The sequence below is a fragment of the Ruegeria sp. HKCCA5763 genome, from assembly GCF_013034545.1.
Classification (GTDB): Bacteria; Pseudomonadota; Alphaproteobacteria; order Rhodobacterales; family Rhodobacteraceae; genus Ruegeria.
The window spans coordinates 94,654-115,756 of record NZ_WQGF01000005.1; the positions used below are offsets into that span (position 1 = coordinate 94,654).

Here is a 21,103-nt window from a genome sequence, read left to right on the forward strand (position 1 = left end):
TCCTTTTGCAGGTCGAAAAACGCCTTAATTTCAGGTCATTATTCAAGGTGCCGTGTCTCTGGAAGGGCCGACACCATGTTTCATGGAAGTGGTTCGATCAGCCTGCCAGGGACAATAGACCCCCGGGCTGGCGCTGGATTCGTCCATCCAGTTCCAGATCGACCAATGCGGGGCCAAGCTCGCCAGCCGATGCCGCGATGTCTCGCAGCAACTGGTCTTCCGCGATGGGTGAGGGGCCAAGTCGTTCAAGGATTTGAATGTGTAAGTCTTGGGCAGGGTGTGCGACCGGGGTAGGTGGCTGCTGGGGGCGGTGTGAAGGCAGGTTGTCCTTGTGGGGCAAGGCTTCAACCACGTCCTCCGCGGACCGGACCAAGATAGCCCCATCCCGAATCAACAGATTGCACCCGGCGGCCCGCGCATCGAAGGGGTGGCCGGGTACGGCCAGAACCTCGCGCCCCTGATCCAAGGCATCGCGTGCCGTGATCAGGCTGCCAGACTTTGCTGCGGCTTCGACCACGACAACAGCTTGCGCAAGGCCAGAGATGATCCTATTTCGGCGGGGAAAGTGCCGAGCCTGCGGTGTCACGCCCATCGGCTGTTCCGACACGCGCAACCCGTTGGAAGCGATGTCATGAGCCAGCTCTGTATTCTCGACTGGATAGACGACATCCACGCCGCCGGCCATGACGGCAATGGTGCCGGATGTAAGGGTCGCTATATGTGCCGCCGTATCAATGCCGCGCGCCAGGCCTGAGACAATCACATAGCCTTTGCTGCCCAAGTCAGTCGCCAAACCCCGGGCCATTCGAGCACCGAGCGAAGAACAATTCCGTGCACCAACCATTGCAACCGCAGGTTTTTGCAAGAGAGACACGTCACCGATTGCCCAAAGCATAGGGGGCGCATCATTCAGATCACTCAGAGCTGCTGGGAAATCGGCGGACCCAAGGCACAAAAGCCGCGCTTTTGCGGCTTTTGCGGCCTTGAGCTCCGCCTCAATCACGCCGGGGGGGCAGATTTCATACCCTTCTATTCCGGCAGCGCGTGCCATTTCCGGCAACGCGGCCAGCGCGTTCTGCGCCGAGCCATGTTCCCGCAGAAGCCGACGAAACGTCGCCGGACCGACCTTGCGAGAACGCAAAAGGCGAAGCCACGAAAACCGGTCCTCTTCCGTGGTGGGTGGGAGTGGGGGGTGATTGGAAGAAAGCTGCTCTTCGGTCATCCGTTGCTCCGCCTTGTTGCAAAACTGGTTTACAGGCGGGCGGGTTAACAGCTTGTAAATCGTGGAAAATTAGATGTGTTTTTGTTCGAACTTGTTCTATCCAGCAGAAGCATGCTTATGAAATAAAAGGAAAAATAAAAATCGGCCTTTTTGATGCAAAGGGATTTTCAACTGTTTGGGCGCTTTACGCATGGGCGCAAGGTTAACCATGCGCCCGTGTAACTTGGTCTTTTGCGACTCAGGTTGCCGACCCCCCAACTGTCAGTCCATCCATCAGAACGGTGGGTTGTCCGACGCCCACCGGCACCCATTGCCCGTCCTTGCCGCAGGTGCCCATACCGGGATCCAGCGCCATGTCGTTGCCAAGCCCCCGGATCCGTTTCAAAGCGGATGGCCCATCGCCAATCAGCGTCGCGCCTTTGACCGGGGCGCCGATTTTTCCGTTTTCAACGCGATAGGCTTCGGTGCAGGAGAAGACGAACTTGCCATTGGTGATGTCCACCTGACCGCCGCCGAATCCCACGGCCCAGATGCCGTCTTTGATATCTGCGACCAAGGCCGCTGGGTCGGACTCGCCACCCAGCATGATTGTATTGGTCATGCGCGGCATCGGCTTGTGCGCATAGCTTTGCCGCCGCCCGTTGCCTGTGGGCGCAACGCCCATCAGACGCGCGTTCTGACGGTCTTGCATATATCCGGTGAGGATGCCGTCTTCTATCAGCACCGTACGTGAGCTGGGCGTGCCCTCATCGTCTACAGTGATCGAGCCGCGCCGGTCAGCGATCGTGCCATCATCGACCACGGTTACGCCTTTTGAAGCGACCTGTTGCCCCATCAGACCGGCGAAGGCAGAACTTCCTTTGCGGTTGAAATCCCCTTCCAACCCGTGGCCGATGGCCTCGTGGAGCAAAATCCCGGGCCAGCCGGGGCCAAGCGCCACCTCCATCACACCCGCGGGAGCCGGGATCGCGTCCAGATTGACCAGCGCAATGCGCAAGGCTTCGCGGGCCTTGGCCTGCCAGTCTGCCGGATCAATCAATCCGCTCAGGCCCACGCGACCGCCGCCACCCGCCGAACCGCTTTCGCGGCGTCCATTTTGTTCCACGATCACTGAAACATTCACGCGTGTCATCGGGCGAACATCGCGCACCATCACTCCATCAGGTCGCAGTATTTCGACCTCCTGAGTGGCGGCCGAGATCATTGCGCTGACCTGAACAACGCGTGAATCCAGATCGCGGGCAAATGCATCAATCTCGCGCAGGGTTTCGATCTTGACAGGAAACGCGGCAGAATCGATGGGATCTTCGTCGGTATAAAGACGTGTGTTGGTGGATCGAGGTGCTTCGGCAAGGGTTCCGCCGCCATCCCCAACGGCCAGCCGCGCGGTCTCGGCTGCCCGTTTCAGCGCGGGAATGGAAACATCAGTAGAATGTGCATAACCAGCGACTTCCCCTTGAACCGCGCGCAGGCCAAATCCTTCGGAAGCGTCGTAAGATGCGGTGCGCAGCCGACCGTCATCAAACACCAGTGACTCGGATTTTCGACGTTCGACAAACAGTTCTCCGTCCTCGGCCCCAGCGGTCGCCGATTGCAATACAGACAGCGCTTCGTCATGCGCAAGAGCGCTTTCAAAGGGGCGAAATGGGGCGTCGGACATGAGTTGTGACCTTTCGGGTTTGATCCAGATCAAAAATAGCGTCTGTTTGACGCAAGCATTTTGCTTTATCTACCCGACGGAATATGGTTTTTAACGCGGCCAAAGACAACGGGAGAGGTGCGACCGATTCACACCTTTTCGCCAGGGACGCAAAGATCAAACGATCAGGACAGAAAATGAAGAATGCTTTGATGCTTTCAGGGTTTATGACAGCCCTCTCCAGCCTTCCCGCCATGGCTCAGGAGCTAGAGATTATTGGCAAGCCGGTCGACGGCGGTATGGGCTTCCAGCCTGCGGCCACAAGCTTGGCCGATGGAATTCAGCGGCTGGACACAATGATTCTGGTGATCATCACCGTGATCTGTCTGTTTGTTGCGGCCCTGCTGCTTTACTGCATCGTGCGTTACAACCAGCGCGCAAACCCGACACCGGCTCGGTTCTCGCACTATACCCCGGTCGAGATTGCCTGGACCCTCGGTCCGATCCTGATTCTGGTCTTCATTGGTGCGTTCTCGCTGCCGGTTCTGTTCAAGCAACAGGAAATTCCAGAAGGTGACATCACCATCAAAGTCGTCGGCAACCAGTGGTACTGGACTTACGAATATGTTGATCACGATTTTGCCTTCGACAGCTATCTTCTGGGCCACCCGGCAACTCTGGATGAAGGTGCGCGCCCAGCAGATGCGGACGTGACCCCGTTTGTTCTGGATGACGCCATGCGTGCCAAGCTGGCCGATGCCGGGTACAGCGATGACGAATGGCTGTTGGCCACCGACACCGCGGTTGTCGTACCTGTCGGCAAGGTCATCGTGATGCAGGTTACCGCCTCTGACGTGATCCATTCCTGGACCATTCCGTCCTTTGGCGTGAAGCAGGACGGTGTGCCCGGACGTCTGGCCGAACTGTGGTTCGAAGCCGAGAAAGAGGGCGTCTACTTCGGTCAGTGTTCTGAACTTTGCGGCAAAGACCACGCTTATATGCCGATCACTGTCAAAGTGGTCAGCCAGGAAGCCTACGACGAATGGCTGCAGGGCGCGATCGATGAATATGCGGGTCTGCCGCAAAACTATCAGGTTGCCTCGAACTAATCGAAGCGACATGGGCGGGGTAGACCCAGCCTAAGACATGACGCAGGCTGCGCGCGTGATCGCGCAGCTTTCGCCCAAAGGGACCGGAAATGACCGACGCAAGTATCAATGCCAGCACTGCGACCGCTCAGGCGGACGAGGCCAGCTTTGGCGATTACTTCGCCCTGCTGAAGCCTCGCGTGATGTCTCTGGTTGTTTTCACGGCGCTGGTGGGTTTGCTGGCGGCACCTGTTTCCGTGCATCCGTTTGTGGGTTTTTGCGCCATTCTGTTCATTGCCATTGGAGGCGGTGCCTCTGGCGCTTTGAACATGTGGTGGGACGCGGATATCGACCGCGTTATGAAACGCACCAAGGGTCGTCCGATCCCTTCCGGCAAAGTGGAAGAGGGTGAGGCGCTGGCGCTTGGGCTGGCGCTTTCGGGCCTTTCGGTGATCATGCTGGGTCTCGCAACCAACTGGTTTGCAGGCGCGTTTTTGGGCTTCACCATTTTCTTCTACGTTGTCGTTTACACGATGTGGCTGAAGCGTTCGACGCCGCAGAACATCGTGATCGGTGGCGCCGCAGGTGCTTTCCCGCCCGTCATTGGTTGGGTTGCGGCAACCGGATCGATGTCAGTTGAACCTTGGCTGATGTTCGCCCTGACCTTCATGTGGACGCCGCCGCATTTCTGGGCGCTGGCTCTGTTCATGCGCTCAGATTACGACGATGCGGGTGTCCCGATGCTGACCGTGACGCATGGTCGCCGTGCGACGCGGGTACATATTCTGGTTTACACGGCACTGCTGGCCATTTTGGCATTGGGAACCGCATTCTCTGGTATCGGTGGCCCAGTTTACCTGACCGTTGCTTTGGTGTTGAACGCGCTGTTCCTACACGGAGCATGGCGGATTTCACGCCGGACCGAGGAGGACTCGGAAGCCGACAATTTCAAGGTCGAGCGCAGCTTTTTCAAGCTTTCGCTGCTCTACCTCTTCCTGCATTTCGGCGCCATTCTGGTTGAGGCGTTGCTGAAACCCTATGGGTTGGGAGGCTGGTCATGAGCCTTCGAAAGAACCACGAGCTGCACCAACGGCGATTCAGCCGCAATCTGGGGGTTGGCCTGACACTGGCCGCCTTTATCGTGATCATTTTTGGGCTGACGGTCGTAAAGGTGTCGGGCACGGATTTCGGTATGGCAACACAGGAGGTTCAGAACTGATGGCATTGACTGGTCCCCAGAAAACGGTTGTTCAGACTGTGGGTGTGGTTGTTCTGATGGGCAGCTTGGCCTGGGCGGCTGTGCCATTTTATGATTGGTTCTGTCGGGTGACGGGGTTTGGCGGCACCACGGGTGTAGCCGAAGCAGCGCCCGAAGACATTCTGGACCGCACCATCACCGTTCGGTTCGACGCGTCCAAGGCCAAAGGCATGGCGTGGGAGTTCAAGCCGATTGAACGCGAGATGGAAGTGCGCATCGGCGAGACCGGTCTGGCATTCTACGAAGCATATAACCCAACCGACCGGCCCATCGCGGGGCAGGCCTCGTACAACGTTGCCCCATATTCGGCCGGTGGGTATTTTCAGAAAATCGCCTGTTTCTGCTTTGAAGAGCAGGTGCTGCAACCCGGCGAACGGGTTGAAATGCCAGTAACTTTCTTCGTCGACCCGGAACTGGTCGAGGATCTTGAAGCAAAGTATGTTCATACGATCACTCTGTCGTATACATTCTACGAAATCGACCTGCCCGAGGGCTATGCCGCCCTTGAAACGCAGGCAGACACAAACACGAACTAACGCCTGTAGGTGAGGGACGCTGATGGCACACGCTAAAAACCACGATTATCACATTCTGGCCCCGTCGATCTGGCCTCTGATCGGAGCCGTCGGTGGCTTTGTGATGCTGCTCGGAGCCGTCCTTTGGATGCATGGCATTACGCCGTGGATGTTCTGGGCTGGATTGGTCGCGGTGCTGTACACCATGTTCGCGTGGTGGTCTGAAGTGGTTGTTGAAAGCCGTCAAGGCGATCACACACCTGTCGTCCGCATCGGTCTTCGTTACGGCTTTATCCTGTTTGTGATGTCCGAGGTGATGTTCTTCTTTGCCTGGTTCTGGTCGTTCTTCAAGCATCGCATGTACCCGATGTACGACTATGCGGGCACCGAATACATTCAGCCAGACATCCACGCGGTTGACCCTTTCCACCTGCCGCTGATCAACACTCTGGTCCTGCTGCTGTCGGGCTGCGCGATCACATGGGCCCACCATGCGCTGGTGCATGACAATGACCGCAAGGCGCTTATAAACGGTCTGGCCATCGGTATCGTTCTGGGCGTGCTGTTCACCTTCCTGCAGGGTTATGAATATTACGAGCTGCTGGCCCATGAAGGCTGGGAGTTCGGTGGTGATCAGTTCTATTCGAACTTCTTCATGGCAACCGGTTTCCACGGCGCGCACGTGATCATCGGCACCATCTTCCTGACTGTCTGTCTGATACGGGCGCTTAAGGGCGACTTTACACCCGAGAAGCACGTCGGGTTTGAAGCCGCGGCCTGGTACTGGCACTTCGTTGACGTAGTCTGGCTGTTCCTGTTCTTTGCCGTCTACATCTGGGGCCAAGCTCCGCTGATGTAAAACCGGTCAAATGAGCCGATTGCGAAAGCCGCCTCTGGGGGCGGCTTTTTGCTTTTCCCGGCGCAAGATTGCACCCAATACAATTGTGTGGTTGCGTTTTCGACCGCTCCGCCCTTAACAAGGCGCCGGTTCCTGCAACGAGGTTTGATCTTGCCATGCGCCGCATTCTGTTTCTGCTGATCTTCGGCCTCGCCGGTTTGGGTGTGCTGCTGTCGCTGGGCATTTGGCAGGTGCAGCGTCTGTCATGGAAACAAGAGGTGTTGGCCGAGATTGAAAGCCGTATCTCGGCGGATCCTGTGGACTTGCCGGGGCGGGTGTCAGAAGACACTGACAAATACCTGCCAGTCACCATTTCGGGCGATATGGAGCCCGGGGAAATCCACGTTCTGGTTTCCGTAAAGCAGGTTGGCGCAGGGTACCGCATCATTCAGTCTTTCACCGCCGGGGACCGCACAATATTGGTGGATCGGGGCTTTGTTCCAACAACTGCCAAAGACGCAAAGCGATTGACCGGCCCGATGAAGATCACCGGTAATTTGCACTGGCCGGACGAGATCGACAGCTATACGCCCGAAGCCGACATTGACGCCAATATCTGGTTTGCTCGCGACGTGCCGAACTTGGCCGCAGCTTTGGGTGCCGAACCTGTGCTTCTGATCGCCCGGTCGGAAACGGACCCAAACATTACGCCTTTGCCGGTAGATACGGCGGGCATTCCCAACGATCACCTACAATATGCAATCACCTGGTTTGGTCTGGCTCTGGTCTGGGCCGCAATGACCGGGTACTTCCTATGGCGCAGCCGTGCCAATTCTGAGAGTGACACGATATGAAATACATCTCGACCCGTGGGCAGGCGCCCGAACTGACTTTTGAAGAGGCGATGCTGACGGGTTTGGCCCGAGACGGTGGCTTGTACTTGCCCGCCGAGATCCCGGTGATGTCGCAAGACGAGATCGCGGCGCTGGCGGGCTTGCCCTATGAAGAGATCGCTTTTCGCGTGATGTGGCCCTATGTCAGCGGCTCCTTTACCGAGGAAGAGTTCAAGGCGATCATCGCCCGCGCTTATGAGGGTTTCGGCCACGACGCCCGCGCGCCTCTGAAGCAACTCAACGAAAACCATTTTCTGCTAGAGCTGTTCCACGGCCCGACACTGGCCTTCAAGGATTTTGCCATGCAGTTGATTGGCCAACTTTTCCAGGTGGCTCTGAAACGCCGTGGCGACCGTGTAACCATCGTGGGTGCGACCAGCGGTGATACGGGTTCTGCCGCTATCGAAGCTTTCCGGGGGCTGGATGCGGTAGACGTGTTTATCCTGTTTCCGCATGGCCGTGTATCCGAGGTGCAGCGCCGTCAGATGACAACGCCTGCGGACAGCAATGTTCACGCTCTGGCCGTCGACGGAGACTTCGACGATTGCCAGGCCGCGCTGAAGGATATGTTCAACGATTTTGATTTCCGCGATGGGGTGAAATTGGCGGGTGTGAACTCGATCAACTTTGCCCGCGTTCTGGCGCAGATTGTCTATTATTTCTCTGCCGCCGTCAGTCTCGGCGCGCCGCATCGCAAGGTCAGCTTCACCGTGCCGACCGGGAACTTCGGTGACATTTTCGCGGGCTATCTGGCCAAACGTATGGGCCTGCCCATCGACCGTTTGGTGGTGGCAACCAACCAGAATGACATTCTGCATCGTTGTCTGTCAGGCGAGGGATATTTCAAGGGCGACACCATCCCGTCGATCAGCCCGTCGATGGATATTCAGGTCAGCTCGAACTTTGAGCGGGCTCTGTATTACGCCTATGGCGAGGACGGTAGCGCTGTGGCGCAGCTGATGGACGAGCTCAAGAATGGTGGCTTCAACGTCAGCCAGGGCGCGATGGAGGCACTGCGCGAGAGTTTCGATTCGGGTCGCGTGTCCGAAGACGAGACGCTGGAAACGATCAAGCATACGCTGGCGCATAGTGCGGAGCTGGTTTGCCCCCACACCGCTATTGGGGTCAAGGTTGGGGAAGACCACCGCGCCGCCGATACACCTATGATCACTTTGGCAACGGCGCATCCCGCCAAGTTCCCGGCGGCGGTCGAGAAGGCAAGCGACGTACATCCGCCTCTTCCATCCCGCATGTCTGATCTGTATGAACGTTCGGAACGGGTGACCCGCATTGCAAACGAACTGGGTACCCTTGAGGATCATATCAGAAGGCATATCGCTGAGTGACAGTCAGACAAGACCAACTGAAGAACGGCTTTCGTATCGTCAGTGAACATATGCCGGGGCTGCAATCAGCGGCCATCGGCATCTGGGTGACCGCCGGTGGGCGGCATGAGCGGATCGAACAAAACGGCATCGCGCATTTCCTTGAACATATGGCGTTCAAGGGAACCGAGCGTCGTTCTGCGCTGCAAATCGCTGAAGCGATCGAGGATGTGGGCGGCTATATCAACGCCTATACTTCGCGCGAGGTGACGGCCTACTACGCGCGTGTTCTCAAAGACGACGTCGCGCTGGCCATGGATGTGATCGGCGACATCGTTCTGAACCCGGTTTTCGATCCGCGTGAGATCGAGGTCGAGCGTGGGGTGATCCTGCAAGAAATCGGTCAGGCCTATGACACGCCGGACGACGTGATCTTTGACTGGCTGCAAGAGCAGAGCTATCACGACCAACCCCTGGGCCGCACTATTCTGGGGCCAACTGAAAAGGTCAGTGCGTTTTCACGCGAGGATCTGTCGGGCTTTGTAGCCGAGCATTATGGCCCCGAGCAGATGATCCTGTCGGCTGCCGGTGCCGTGGATCACGATGCGCTGATGAAAATGGCCGAAGAGATGTTTGGCCATCTGCAACCGCGCAAGGGCCTGATCCCGGACGCTGCACGGTTCACCGGGGGTGAGGCACGGCAAGAGAAAGAGTTGGAGCAGGCGCACTTTGCCCTGGCGCTGGAAAGCCCCGGGTACCGCGACGATGCGATTTATACGGCGCAGATTTATTCGACGGCTTTGGGCGGCGGCATGTCCTCGCGTTTGTTCCAGGAGGTGAGAGAAACGCGCGGGCTGTGCTACACAATCTTTGCTCAGACCGGTGCTTACGCTGATACTGGTACAACCACGATTTATGCGGGAACCTCGGCGGATCAGGTTGGTGAGTTGGCGACAATCACCATTGATGAGATGAAGCGCGCGGCCGAGGACATGAGCGCGGAAGAGGTTGCCCGCGCCCGTGCTCAGATGAAGGCCGGGATGCTGATGGGATTGGAAAGCCCTTCAAACCGGGCCGAACGTCTGGCGCGGCTGGTGCAGATCTGGGGCAGGGTGCCTTCGCTAGAGGATACCGTTGCCAAGATTGATGCGGTCCGCACCGAAGATGTGAAAGCATTTGCAGAAACCATGGCTGTACAGGCTCCGGCAGCTCTGGCGCTTTATGGGCCTGTGGCTGGCGCGCCGAGCTTGACCGAACTGCAGGAGAGGCGGGCGGCGTGATGCTGTTGGGCAGACGCAAGCTGAAACTCGAAACCGCGCGGCTCAGCATGCGCCCGCCTGTACATTCCGATTTCAATACCTGGTGCGCATTGCGGCGGGCTTCAAAGGATTACCTGACACCGTGGGAGCCGGTCTGGGCAGCGGATCACCTGAGCCGCAAGTCTTTTACCAATCGGGTCTATTGGGCGCAGCGCTCGGTCGCCAGTGGGACTGCGATACCTCTGTTCCTTTTTCGTCGCGAAGACGACGCGCTGGTTGGGGCCATCACGCTGGACAACATTCGGCGTGGTCCCGCGCAGGCCGGAACCTTAGGATACTGGACCGGTCAAGCTTTTGCCCGCCAAGGTTACATGCGCGAGGCAATTGGTGCCATGGTCCATCACGCCTTTACTCGGCTGGACCTGAGCCGGATCGAAGCCGCTTGTTTGCCTGAAAACCGGGCATCGCGCGGGTTGCTGGAAAGCTCTGGCTTCAAATACGAAGGTGTGGCGCAGTCCTATCTGCAGATCAACGGACGATGGCGAACGCATGTTTTGTATGCAAGCCTGCGGTCCGACAGGCGCGGAAAGACCGACGCGGGTTAGGGGGCTCTGCCCCCGTCGCGGCAGGCCGCGCCTCCCCCGAGGTATTTGGCGCCAGATGAACAAGGGGCATGACTTGGGCGTGTTCTGCGCTAAAGTTAAGTTATGCGCTGGTTGGTTGCGGCATTGATGGTGATTTCTGGTGGAGCTGCAGCGCAAGAGCGGCGGCCAAGCCATTGCATCGCCATTGCTGATGCCGCGCCGGGGATTGAGTACCTTCACAAAGCTGCGTGGCAAGATCCGGTGCCGGAATTTTCTGTGCGGATCAGCTATATCGCGCACGCGTCGTTTCTGATCCAGACGCGGGGCGGGTTGAATGCAGTCACCGATTTCACCGGTTTTATCGGCAGTGCGGATTTGATCCCTGATGTGGTGACGATGAACCATGCCCACAGCACGCATTGGACGGCCCATCCCGATCCGGCGATCCCACATGTTCTGCCGGGATGGGGTGAGTTTGGTCAGGGCATTGAGCATCATCTTGATCTGGGTGAGATGCTGGTGCGGAATGTCTCGACCGATATTCGTTCGGCTTATGGCGGTGTCGAAGAACGGGGCAATTCGATCTTCGTGTTCGAGGTTGAAGGGCTATGTATCGGTCATCTGGGGCATTTGCATCATGTGCCGTCAGACGAGCAGTTCGCCGCGTTGGGGCGGCTGGATGTTGTAATGGCTGCGGTTGATGGCGGGACGACAATGCCCTTGCCAGACATGATCTCGGTTCTGAAGCGACTGAAAAGTTCTGTCATCATTCCGATGCACTGGTTTTCTGGATTCTCGCTTGACCGGTTCCTTGTTGATATTCGGGATACTTTTCCGGTTGAACGCAACGGTATTTCGGAAATCACTGTCTCGCTTCGCGATCTTCCCGACCGACCTACGGTGATTGTTCTGGAGCCGCAATATCTGATTGATTTGGAATAGGGCTTGCCGCAGCCGCGTCGCTTGGGCATTGAAAACGTATGAATTTGAACCCCGCCGATGCCCGATTTGCCGCGCTGATCCAATCGACAATACGCGACGATGTCCTGCGCCCCGTTGAAGATCGGTATTTGGAAGAACCGCGCGGGCGGTTTTCCGGCCAGATCGGGGTGTTGGCTGTTCCCGACAGCACCGAAGAGGTTTCCGCACTGGTGCGGTTGGCTTCGGAGGAGCGGGTGCCGGTTGTACCCTATGGCGGTGGCACAGGATTGGTAGGCGGGCAGGTGATGTCAGATGGCCCACTCCCTTTGTTGGTCTCTTTGGAGCGAATGACAGCCATTCGGTCTGTTTTCCCGACCGAGAACATCCTGATCGCCGAAGCCGGGGCCATTTTGCAAGACGTTCAGACAGCGGCTGAGAATGCGGATCGGCTGTTTCCGTTGTCATTGGCGGCGCAGGGGTCGTGTCGGATCGGGGGCAACCTTTCGACCAATGCCGGGGGCGTTAATGTCTTGCGCTATGGCAACGCACGTGACCTGTGTCTGGGGCTTGAGGCGGTTTTGCCCAATGGCGAGATATGGCATGGGCTGAGCCGGTTGCGAAAGGACAACACGGGCTACGATCTGCGGGACCTTTTGATCGGGGCCGAAGGCTCGCTGGGGATCATCACGGCAGCGTCCCTTAAGCTGTTTCCAAAACCCGCTGCGCTGGGCACAGCGATGTATCAGGTGACTTCACCCGAGGCGGCCATCGACCTGCTGGCGTTGGCCCGAGATCAGGTGGGCGAGACTGTCAGCACGTTTGAGCTGATCCATCGGCAAGGGCTCGATTTCCTGACCGATGTCCTTCCGGAAGTTCGCCAACCTTTCAACACACCGCCAGAGTGGAGCGTGTTGATTGAGTTGGGACTTTCAAAGGGGCAATCATCGTCAGCCGCGTTGGAGGAGATTTACATCCGCGCTGAAGAGCGCGGTCTGGTTCAAGATGGGGTGATTGCGCAAAGTGAAGCGCAGCGCGCTGATCTGTGGGCGGTTCGCGAACGCATTCCCGAGGCCAACCGCCTGATCGGATCTGTTTCGAGCCATGACATCTCGATACCGATTTCCAGGATTCCAGACTTTATTCGCAAAGGTGGGCAGGTGATTGCTGGCCTCGGACCGTTTCGGATCAATTGTTTCGGACACCTTGGCGATGGCAATCTGCATTACAACGTGTTCCCGCCCAAAGGGCAAAGCCGATCAGAGTTTGACACGGAAAGGGGCGCGATCAAGCAGGCTGTACATGATCTGGTTGACGCTTTTGACGGCTCGGTCAGTGCTGAACATGGGGTGGGGCGTTTGAAAACGGACGATCTTGAACGCTATGGCGACCCGGTAAAGCTGGGTGCCATGAGGGCCATCAAGGCAGCTTTGGACCCACAGGGGATCATGAACCCGGGCGCGGTCCTGAAAGGGTGAACACGGCCCATGATACGGGCCGTGTCTTTAAACGGTGTTACGACGCAGGCAGGATCACTTTGTCGATCACGTGGATCACACCGTTCTTGGTTTCGATGTCAGCCTGAACAACGTTGGCATCATTCACCATCACACCCGAGTCCAGATCGATTGTGATATCACCGCCCTGAACGGTTGCGGCAGTCATATCATCTGTCAGATCACCGGACATCACTTTGCCCGGTACGACGTGGTAAGTCAGGATAGCAACAAGCTGGTCCTTGTTTTCCGGCTTGAGCAGGTCTGCGACTGTGCCTTCTGGCAAAGCGGCAAACGCGTCGTCTGTTGGGGCAAATACGGTGAATGGCCCTTCGCCTTTCAGCGTGTCAACTAGTTCGGCCGCTTGCACGGCGGCTACGAGAGTTTCAAAGCTGCCAGCGGCGACAGCGGTATCAACAATGTCTTTGCCATGGCCGTCGGCCAAAGCGGTAGTGCTGAACAGGATCGTGGCGACACCAGCGGCGGCGAATTTGCGGAACATATGAGGGTCTCCCTTGGTAAGAATGCTCGAAACAGCATCAACCGAGGTACGCGGCATCCTCACAGCAAGATCACTTGTTTTGCGCCGAATTGTGGGTTGAAGGAACCGAAAGCCGCGCTAAGCCAGCGTGGCTTCCATAGTCCAATCACGCTTTTGTGAAGATTTCTGTGTCAGAGCCCCTCAAATTCGCACAGTATGTGCACGTCCATTCCCATCTCTTCCAGAACTTTACGACCTCCGAGATCGGGCAAGTCGATGATGAACGCGCATGAGACGATCTCGCCCCCAAGCCGTTCGATCAGCTTGATGCCCGCCGCCGCTGTGCCGCCTGTGGCCAGCAGATCATCGACAACCAGAATCTTTTCGCCGGGTTGGATGGCGTCGTCGTGGATCTCAACAATCGCTTCACCATACTCCAATTTGTAGTCCTGGCTGATTGTGGTGCCGGGCAGCTTACCTTTTTTGCGGATCGGCACAAAGCCAACGCTTAGCTGATGCGCAATCGCACCGCCCAGAATAAAGCCCCGCGCTTCCAGCCCCACCACCTTGTCTATCCGCTCACCGGCATAGGGGTGCAACATCTGGTCAATCGCCATCCGAAACCCGCGGGGGTCGGCAAACAAGGTTGTCACATCGCGAAACATGATCCCTTCGTGGGGAAAATCGACAATGGTTCGGATGTAATCTTTGACAGATTTGTTTCTGGACATGGGCCAACCCTTTTAGCGTCAAAACACACCAAGGTGTTTGGCCCATCAAACAGCCCCGCGCAAGGTTCTAATCCGGCGCAACTTTCATGAGCGAGGGGTCATGATTGCCCGAGGCAAGCTTTTGTAACGATAGAGCGCAGCGGGTAACCAGGACAGGTGCGGTTTGCGCCAATTGCGTTGATCTCGCAATAGAAATGCCTGAGCAGTATGAAGGTTCATTGCCATATTCCTTTTATTGTTGTTAAGTGCCCGATAACGACAATCACTATGCTATGTATATACAATGCATCGCCGAAAATTGCAAGGTCTGTTGGGGGGCAACGCGCGTGGCAAAGAAAGACGGCAAGGGATCAAACAAGAAAAACAGTCAGTTGGTCCTGCGTCTGGATAAAGACGAACGGGACGCTTTTGTCGAACTGTGTAAAGAGCTGGATACCTCAGCCGCGCGAGAAATTCGCCGGTTTATCCGTGGCTTTATGAAAGAACACGCTGAGGATTAGAATGACCTCAGGCCGGGCGGCGAAGAACTGCCGTGGCGACTCCCATCCCTACCAAGGTCAGCCCGCCAAACCGTGTCATTGCTGTTATGACGCTCGCGCGGCCAATCAGGCGCCGCAGTCGATCGGCCAACAGCGCGTAAGCTAATGCGTTCAGCCAGGCCAGCCCCACGAATGTCACGATCAGGATGGCGAATTGCGGACCCAGCGGTTCGGTCGGGCGCAGAAACTGCGGAACAAAAGCGATGAAGAAGGCAATGGATTTCGGGTTTAGCGCGGTCACGGCCGCAGCGTGCCCAAACACATTGCGCGCAGTCACGTCGCGCGCGGTATCAATTGTGCCTAACCCTCCGGCAGGTGCACTGCGCAACAGTTTGATCCCGAGCCACACCAGATAGGCGGCCCCAACCCATTTGAGTACCGAAAACAAGGTCGCCGAGGCCAGCACCAATGCGCCCAACCCCAGCAATGAGGCTGTCATGGCCACCAGATCACCCACAGCGACCCCGGTCGCCGAAGCAACCGCGACGCTGCGCCCCTTGGACAGGGCATAGCTAAGCACCAGCAAAACGGTCGGGCCGGGGATAAGCAGTAAAGCGGTGGAGGCGGCAACAAAGGCCAGCCAAAGATCAAATTGCATCGCAGAAGTCCTGATTTGACGGTCTGAGATTGAGAGAATCAGCTTCAGGAATCAAGTCGCATATGCACGACGTATCAGCAGCATGCCTTTCGCGCTTGGCTGTGAAACACAAAAATACTCAAATACTTACTCGGGTTTTATTAGTTTCGCGACAAAACATTCAATTTGTGTTATGGTTGCGCCGCATTTTTTTGTTTCGATTTTAAAATAGGAGGTTCGTCATGAAACTTATCGTTTCCGTTTTTCTGTTGGGCATATTGCTGATCCCGACTGTCGCCTCTGCGTGCCCGGACGGCTACTTTAATTGCGGCGGAGACCTGTGCTGCCCCAATCCTCAGAACTAGTTCAGAGGATATGACATGCCTAAATTCAATTTGCGGTACGCCGCCGTCGTCGTTGTTGGTTTAGCTGCGTTTGGTGCTGGTAAAGCACTCCTGTTCAACGCCAACGAATCGGATTTGCGGTATCAGAAGTTCAGCGTATCCGAAGGTCAGTTGAACGGTCCGGTGCTGGGTGGTGCATTTGCGTATAACCACATTTCGGAAGAATTCGAACCACAGATGATTTGTGAACTTGTTGTCGGTGGCAACCAAGTTGGGCCGCATCCGGTTTCGATCCACAGTTCAAGTCTGATTGCCCTAGGTTGGAACGGTGCATGGGATTCCATCACGGAATATGTCGGCGACAAGATTGGTGAAGCTATGCAGATCTCTGGTGCTGACGCCAAATGGCAATTCCAGAAACAATTCTGGAAGGCAAAGAACGGTACATCATTCGATGAGTCCTGCCGTTCAAAGGTCGAGGAATTAGCCAGGGATCCGAACTTTTCGGTATTCTTGGTCGAAACACTGTTCTTCGATCAGGAGGCCCTTGACGACATGGAAATGGTGCAATTGTCGCAAACGTCGATAATCTTCAGCGGATGCGAACCAGAATGCCAAGCGCCGGTGCCGGTCAAATCAGTACTCAATCCCGGTTGGTTGACGCGGTCCAAGGACGAATGGGGTATCGTGCGTATCCATTAGTCGCAAGCATTCCCTTGATTGCCTCAAACTGGGACTAAAAGACCGCCCTGTGATTTCATCTAGCTTGGCTACCAACGCCAGTTGGCGCTGATCCGGCTTGGATAGTATCGCTATTCCGTTGCCTGATCGCTGCCATGCAGGCCAGACGCGTGCTAGATCCCAGTTGGCGAGTAGGCCATTGACCATTTCGAGGCTCAATCCAGTTGTCCGAGGACAGAATGCATCCCTGTCCAGTAAGCAATCCCATTCTTTTGACGCCGGGCGTATTCGTTCCCGGCTAATTGATGCGTTCTGCGGAGGAAGCTTCCGATTCAACGCCAGCTAGGTTCGCCTTAAAGCCAAGATTAAGTCTCCTCCATCTTCCTTGAATTGCAAACGCCCTCTACCAGTCTATGGTGCGAACAAGTCTAAATGAGGCTGTGATGGAACATAGCGAATACGCAACTCCCGGTAAGGTTCCCAGGACGGGTCTGATGACCAGCCGATGGAAAATCGCGGGCATTGTATCCATTGTTCTGATCACAACGCTCTACGCCGCTGTGGTCGGGTACATGTATCTGAACCAGCGCGCGCTGCTGTTCAAACCTTCGGGAGTACTTCCCGAGCCTGCCTCTGTCGGATTGGTCGATATCGATGTCATGACGAAGTCCATGGAGGATGGGACAGAACTGACCGTCTGGGCGGCGCCCGCGGCCACTCAAGGTGCACCGACCGTTTTGTTCTTTCACGGCCAAAGCGGTAATTTGGGTGACCGCGCGGACAGGTTGCGTGAGATACTGAACAGCGGGTATGGGCTGCTGGCACCCAGTTATCGCGGATACCCCGGCAGCACAGGCACACCTTCCCAAGCGACCTTGGTTTCGGACGGATTGGAGCTGTTTGACCAACTTTACGACGCCGGAGAGGCGGTTGTTTTGCACGGCCAAAGCCTCGGTACGGCGGTCGCGGCGCAAGTGGCGGCACAACGACCCGAAGCCACGATGTTGGTGCTGGAAGCGCCCTTCACTGCAACCGTAGATGTGGCGGCGGAACGCTATCCGTGGCTGCCGGTATCGGCCCTGATGCACGACCAGTTTGCCACCCGCGACATCATCGGGACAATCGAGGTGCCGACGTTGATCTTCCACGGCACAGGTGATCAAACCGTTCCAGTGCATCACGGCGCGCGCCTTGCCAAGATGGGCGGCGAGAGGGTTGAGTTTTTCTTGATTCCCGGCGGAACCCACAACGAGTTGTGGTCATACGGCCTGTGGCAGACCGTTCAAGACCGCCTGCCACAGTACTGATTTCAGAGAATTCGCCCGGCGACCGCGTCCAGCTTGGCCAAAAGCGCCGGGTCGCGTTTTTCAGGGGCAGTCAGGATTGCGTATTCCAAGGCACTATCACAGCCATGCGGGCAAGGTTCACGTTCAGCCCCCAGCAACGCGGGCAGACCCTTGACCAGAGCGCGACCCTTGTCGGCATTGCCTGTCAGAGTGGCAATGATGGTCGCAACGTCCACCTCTCCGTGGTCGGGATGCCAGCTGTCATAATCCGTGACCATCGCGATCGAGGCATAGCAAAGCTCGGCCTCGCGGGCGAGTTTGGCTTCGGGCATATTGGTCATGCCGATCACGTCGCAGCCCCATTGCTCACGATACATTTTCGATTCAGCAAGGCTCGAGAACTGCGGTCCTTCCATCGCCAAATAAGTGCCGCCGCGATGGATGGTGATGCCAGCGGCCTTGCCGGCGGTTTCGCAGGCATCCGACAGGCGCGGGCAGGTGGGATGGGCCACGCTTACATGGGCGACGCACCCCGAGCCGAAAAAGCTTTTCTCACGTGCAAAAGTCCGGTCGATGAACTGATCGACAATCACGAAGTCGCCGGGTGCCATGTGCTCGCGGAACGATCCGCAGGCTGAAACCGAGATCACGTCCGTCACGCCCAGCCGCTTCAACGCGTCGATATTGGCGCGATAGGGCACATCGGTCGGCGAATGCACGTGGCCGCGGCCATGACGCGGCAGAAAAGCCATTTCGACACCGCCCAGCGATCCGGTCAGGATTTGGTCTGACGGCGTTCCCCATGGGGTCTCAACCGCGACCCATTCGGCGTTTTCCAGCCCATCAATTTCATAGATGCCTGATCCGCCAATGACGGCAATCTTGGTTTGGGTCACTGTCCTGCTCCACGTCTTGCAATGCTATTGGATTTGTGCGGGCTTGCGCACAGTTTGACAAGAGGCCTAGTCCTGTTTTGGCAACAGGTTACGTTGTTGAGACTGCGCGGTGAAGTCAGCCCAAGCTGCGTCGAACATGTCCAGTGGCCACGTCAGATTCTGCGATTGTCCGTGCCTGTCGCGGAAAACAAAGCGATACGCATCCCCGGTTTGCATAGCATCCAGCAGGTCTTGTGCGCGTTGGTCTGCAAAGGTACAGCCAAGCCCTGTCAGGCATCCCGGACGCCGCGTGCGCCATATCGTTTCGTTATCTTTGTCGATGCGAAACCCTGACGGGTTGAAAATGGTGCCGGGCTCCATTCCGAATTCAATTCTGAAGCCTTCAGGTTCTGGCGTAATGAACACGAACTGAGCCGCAAACTTCGGCCGAAATGAGAAAACTTCTGCCCGCCGGATGTAGCACCGCTGTTTCAACGCACTATTTTGTTTGCGCTCGTCGCAGATTGAATTCCAGATCCCGAAAATCTCATGATGCGTCACGCGCCAGTTTCCGGCCGTGTCGTTGCCTTGCAAGTCCTGCGCAAGGGCGGGAAGGGCAGAGAAGAGAAAGAGTATGATCCAGCGCATGATCTCAGATTTGGTTGCTGGGCCACAGTCCCGCAAATCACGTTGCTGCGAGGGTGAGGTATGCGTCAAGCACATGGCTGCATCCCACTTGGTGCAGTAGCTTAAAACCCTCGTGTCCGCTACAACGTCGCCTTCGCGCGAACATAAAACCCTATAGGACTGACCAATGCCCCGAGCCTTGCTGGCAAGTTTTGCCAACCGCGTCGCCATGCCCGATCTGCGCTGGGTGCCTGATGAGGGGCTGACCTTCTCTCGCCTGCGGATCGAACTCTTGTCCGGCCTGACCGTGGCCCTTGCGCTGGTGCCCGAGGCTGTGGCTTTTGCCTTTGTGGCGGGCGTGCACCCTCTGGTTGGTCTGTATGCGGCGTTCCTGGTGGGCCTGATCACGGCACTGATCGGCGGACGGCCCGGTATGATCTCGGGCGCGACCGGCGCACTGGCGGTTGTCATGGTCGCGCTGGTGGCCGAGCACGGGGTCGAATATCTGTTTGCGACCGTAGTTCTTATGGGGATTCTCCAAGTCATTGCCGGGGCAATGCATTGGGGGCGTTTTATCCGTTTGGTGCCGCATCCGGTGATGCTGGGCTTTGTGAACGGCTTGGCCATCGTGATCTTTTTGGCTCAGATGGGTCAATTCAAAGTGCCGGGCACTATGGAAAACACCGGACATGGTATGAGCGGTGGTGAATGGCTGTCGGGGATGCAGCTATATACCATGCTGGGTCTTGTGGCGCTGACGATGGCTGTGATCTGGGTGATGCCGCGTGTCACACGCATCATTCCGGCACCGCTGGCCGGTATTCTGGTGGTCGCTGCACTGGTAATAGGTCTGGGTCTGGATGTACCGCGCGTTGGCGATCTGGCCTCGATTGAGGGCGGTCTGCCTGCGTTCCACATCCCGATGGTGCCTTTGAACTGGGAAACGTTTGAGATCATCCTGCCCTATGCCGTCATTCTCGCGGCCATTGGCCTGATTGAGTCCCTGCTGACCTTGAACCTGGTGGGCGAGATCACGGGCAAGCGCGGCGGAGCCTCGCAAGAATGTATCGCTCAGGGCGCGTCCAATATCGTGACAGGGTTCTTCGGTGGCATGGGCGGTTGCGCAATGATCGGTCAGTCGATGATCAATGTGAAATCCGGTGGACGCACCCGTATTGCAGGTATCGCAGCTGCGGTTTTCCTGTTGATCTTCATCCTGTTCGCATCGCCCCTGATCGAGCAAATCCCACTTGCCGCTCTGGTCGGTGTGATGTTCATGGTGGTGATCGGCACCTTTGCGTGGAACTCGTTCAAGATCATGCGCAAGGTGCCGCTGATGGACGCCTTCGTGATTGTTCTGGTGACAGTAGTGACGGTGATGGAGGACCTTGCAGTTGCCGTTGTGGTCGGTGTCATCGTTTCGGCCCTGGCCTATGCCTGGAATAACGCCAAACGTATTCACGCCGTTACCCGGGACTCGGAAACTGAAAAAGGCGCGAAAGTCTATGAAATCCAGGGGCCGCTGTTCTTTGGATCTTCTGATGGTTTCATCGAACTGTTCGACGTCCCGAACGACCCGGAAACCGTGATTGTTGATTTCGCCGAAAGCCGTGTTGTGGATCAGTCAGCCCTGCAGGCCATCGAAAACATCGCTTCGAAATACGAGGCGGCAGGTAAACGGGTCATGCTGCGTCATCTGAGCCGCGATTGTCACAAGCTGCTGAACAAAGCTGGCCACCTGATGATCGACAGTGATGATGATCCGGATTACGAGCTGGCGGTCGACTACTCTGTCCGTACCGGCATTTTGGGTGGACACTAGGCCTTTTGCGAGGCTCTGCCTCGCGCTCCGAGGTATTTTTGGCCAGATGAAGCAGGGGATTTATTTTTTATCTGGCGTCAAATACCTCGGGGGAGTCGCCCGGAA

The 21,103-nt window shown here is 56.9% G+C and carries 23 protein-coding genes; 16 read left to right on the forward strand and 7 right to left on the reverse strand.

What is annotated here, in order from left to right; translation table 11 throughout:
* Positions 1-97 precede the first annotated feature (97 nt).
* Entirely contained in the window at positions 98-1,222 is a 1,125-nt protein-coding gene (gene dprA / locus GOV89_RS10535) for a DNA-processing protein DprA (RefSeq protein WP_171238148.1), read from the reverse strand.
* 238 nt (positions 1,223-1,460) lie between these two features.
* Positions 1,461-2,882: a metalloprotease TldD gene (tldD, locus tag GOV89_RS10540; RefSeq protein ID WP_171238149.1), complete on the reverse strand. Its 1,422-nt coding sequence runs from the start codon at positions 2,880-2,882 to the stop codon at positions 1,461-1,463.
* Positions 2,883-3,058: 176 nt separating this feature from the next.
* Between tldD and coxB the strand changes: the two genes are divergently transcribed.
* From coxB to GOV89_RS10595, 11 genes are all read left to right on the forward strand, one after another.
* A complete protein-coding gene (gene coxB / locus GOV89_RS10545) occupies positions 3,059-3,970 on the forward strand; it encodes a cytochrome c oxidase subunit II (protein WP_171177890.1) in 912 nt (303 codons plus the stop codon).
* 89 nt (positions 3,971-4,059) lie between these two features.
* Positions 4,060-5,010 carry a heme o synthase gene (gene cyoE, locus GOV89_RS10550; RefSeq protein WP_171177888.1) on the forward strand — a complete coding sequence of 317 codons (951 nt, stop codon included), beginning with the start codon at positions 4,060-4,062 and terminating at the stop codon, positions 5,008-5,010.
* A complete protein-coding gene (locus GOV89_RS10555; protein WP_171177886.1) occupies positions 5,007-5,168 on the forward strand; it encodes a hypothetical protein in 162 nt (53 codons plus the stop codon). The genes cyoE and GOV89_RS10555 overlap by 4 nt, the downstream gene beginning before the upstream one ends.
* Positions 5,168-5,743 carry a cytochrome c oxidase assembly protein gene (locus GOV89_RS10560; RefSeq protein ID WP_171235290.1) on the forward strand — a complete coding sequence of 192 codons (576 nt, stop codon included), beginning with the start codon at positions 5,168-5,170 and terminating at the stop codon, positions 5,741-5,743. The genes GOV89_RS10555 and GOV89_RS10560 overlap by 1 nt, the downstream gene beginning before the upstream one ends.
* Before the next feature lie 22 nt (positions 5,744-5,765).
* Positions 5,766-6,581 (forward strand): cytochrome c oxidase subunit 3, encoded by an 816-nt coding sequence (locus GOV89_RS10565; protein WP_171177882.1) that lies wholly within the window; start codon positions 5,766-5,768, stop codon positions 6,579-6,581.
* Between the two features lie 155 nt (positions 6,582-6,736).
* Positions 6,737-7,414, forward strand: a complete 678-nt coding sequence (locus tag GOV89_RS10570) for an SURF1 family protein (RefSeq protein WP_171238150.1) — start codon at positions 6,737-6,739, stop codon at positions 7,412-7,414.
* A complete protein-coding gene (gene thrC, locus GOV89_RS10575; protein WP_171238151.1) occupies positions 7,411-8,799 on the forward strand; it encodes a threonine synthase in 1,389 nt (462 codons plus the stop codon). Before GOV89_RS10570 ends, thrC begins: the two co-directional genes overlap by 4 nt.
* The gene (locus GOV89_RS10580; RefSeq protein WP_171238152.1) at positions 8,796-10,058 is read left to right on the forward strand and encodes a pitrilysin family protein; all 1,263 of its coding nucleotides are present in this window, start codon (positions 8,796-8,798) and stop codon (positions 10,056-10,058) included. The genes thrC and GOV89_RS10580 overlap by 4 nt, the downstream gene beginning before the upstream one ends.
* Positions 10,058-10,642 (forward strand): GNAT family N-acetyltransferase, encoded by a 585-nt coding sequence (locus GOV89_RS10585; RefSeq protein ID WP_171177874.1) that lies wholly within the window; start codon positions 10,058-10,060, stop codon positions 10,640-10,642. Before GOV89_RS10580 ends, GOV89_RS10585 begins: the two co-directional genes overlap by 1 nt.
* Positions 10,643-10,744: 102 nt before the next feature.
* On the forward strand, positions 10,745-11,563 hold the full coding sequence (locus GOV89_RS10590) for an MBL fold metallo-hydrolase (protein ID WP_171238153.1): 819 nt from the start codon (positions 10,745-10,747) through the stop codon (positions 11,561-11,563).
* Positions 11,564-11,601: 38 nt separating this feature from the next.
* Positions 11,602-13,017 carry an FAD-binding oxidoreductase gene (locus GOV89_RS10595; protein ID WP_171238154.1) on the forward strand — a complete coding sequence of 472 codons (1,416 nt, stop codon included), beginning with the start codon at positions 11,602-11,604 and terminating at the stop codon, positions 13,015-13,017.
* A gap of 37 nt (positions 13,018-13,054) precedes the next feature.
* Here GOV89_RS10595 and GOV89_RS10600 read toward each other — a convergent pair whose 3' ends face one another.
* Both GOV89_RS10600 and GOV89_RS10605 read right to left on the reverse strand, forming a co-directional pair.
* Positions 13,055-13,537 (reverse strand): fasciclin domain-containing protein, encoded by a 483-nt coding sequence (locus tag GOV89_RS10600; protein ID WP_171177866.1) that lies wholly within the window; start codon positions 13,535-13,537, stop codon positions 13,055-13,057.
* Between the two features lie 170 nt (positions 13,538-13,707).
* The gene (locus GOV89_RS10605; protein ID WP_171177863.1) at positions 13,708-14,247 is read right to left on the reverse strand and encodes an adenine phosphoribosyltransferase; all 540 of its coding nucleotides are present in this window, start codon (positions 14,245-14,247) and stop codon (positions 13,708-13,710) included.
* A 326-nt stretch (positions 14,248-14,573) separates the two neighbouring features.
* Between GOV89_RS10605 and GOV89_RS10610 the strand changes: the two genes are divergently transcribed.
* A complete protein-coding gene (locus tag GOV89_RS10610) occupies positions 14,574-14,747 on the forward strand; it encodes a hypothetical protein (protein ID WP_171177861.1) in 174 nt (57 codons plus the stop codon).
* A gap of 7 nt (positions 14,748-14,754) precedes the next feature.
* Here the strand turns inward: GOV89_RS10610 and GOV89_RS10615 are convergent, their stop codons facing one another.
* Positions 14,755-15,384: a LysE family translocator gene (locus GOV89_RS10615; RefSeq protein WP_171238155.1), complete on the reverse strand. Its 630-nt coding sequence runs from the start codon at positions 15,382-15,384 to the stop codon at positions 14,755-14,757.
* A gap of 221 nt (positions 15,385-15,605) precedes the next feature.
* Between GOV89_RS10615 and GOV89_RS22985 the strand changes: the two genes are divergently transcribed.
* The 3 genes from GOV89_RS22985 (at position 15,606) to GOV89_RS10625 (ending at position 17,695) form a co-directional block, all read left to right on the forward strand.
* Entirely contained in the window at positions 15,606-15,728 is a 123-nt protein-coding gene (locus GOV89_RS22985; protein ID WP_256368547.1) for a hypothetical protein, read from the forward strand.
* Between the two features lie 15 nt (positions 15,729-15,743).
* Entirely contained in the window at positions 15,744-16,409 is a 666-nt protein-coding gene (locus tag GOV89_RS10620; RefSeq protein ID WP_171177857.1) for a hypothetical protein, read from the forward strand.
* 473 nt (positions 16,410-16,882) lie between these two features.
* A complete protein-coding gene (locus GOV89_RS10625) occupies positions 16,883-17,695 on the forward strand; it encodes an alpha/beta hydrolase (protein WP_253285870.1) in 813 nt (270 codons plus the stop codon).
* A gap of 2 nt (positions 17,696-17,697) precedes the next feature.
* Here the strand turns inward: GOV89_RS10625 and GOV89_RS10630 are convergent, their stop codons facing one another.
* Both GOV89_RS10630 and GOV89_RS10635 read right to left on the reverse strand, forming a co-directional pair.
* Positions 17,698-18,570, reverse strand: coding sequence for an S-methyl-5'-thioadenosine phosphorylase (locus GOV89_RS10630; protein WP_171235282.1), 873 nt, complete (start codon positions 18,568-18,570; stop codon positions 17,698-17,700).
* 66 nt (positions 18,571-18,636) lie between these two features.
* Positions 18,637-19,272 (reverse strand): hypothetical protein, encoded by a 636-nt coding sequence (locus tag GOV89_RS10635; protein WP_254451517.1) that lies wholly within the window; start codon positions 19,270-19,272, stop codon positions 18,637-18,639.
* Between the two features lie 91 nt (positions 19,273-19,363).
* On the opposite strand from GOV89_RS10635, the gene GOV89_RS10640 reads away from it, so the two are divergent.
* The gene (locus GOV89_RS10640) at positions 19,364-20,998 is read left to right on the forward strand and encodes a SulP family inorganic anion transporter (RefSeq protein ID WP_171238157.1); all 1,635 of its coding nucleotides are present in this window, start codon (positions 19,364-19,366) and stop codon (positions 20,996-20,998) included.
* The last annotated feature ends 105 nt before the right edge of the window (positions 20,999-21,103 follow it).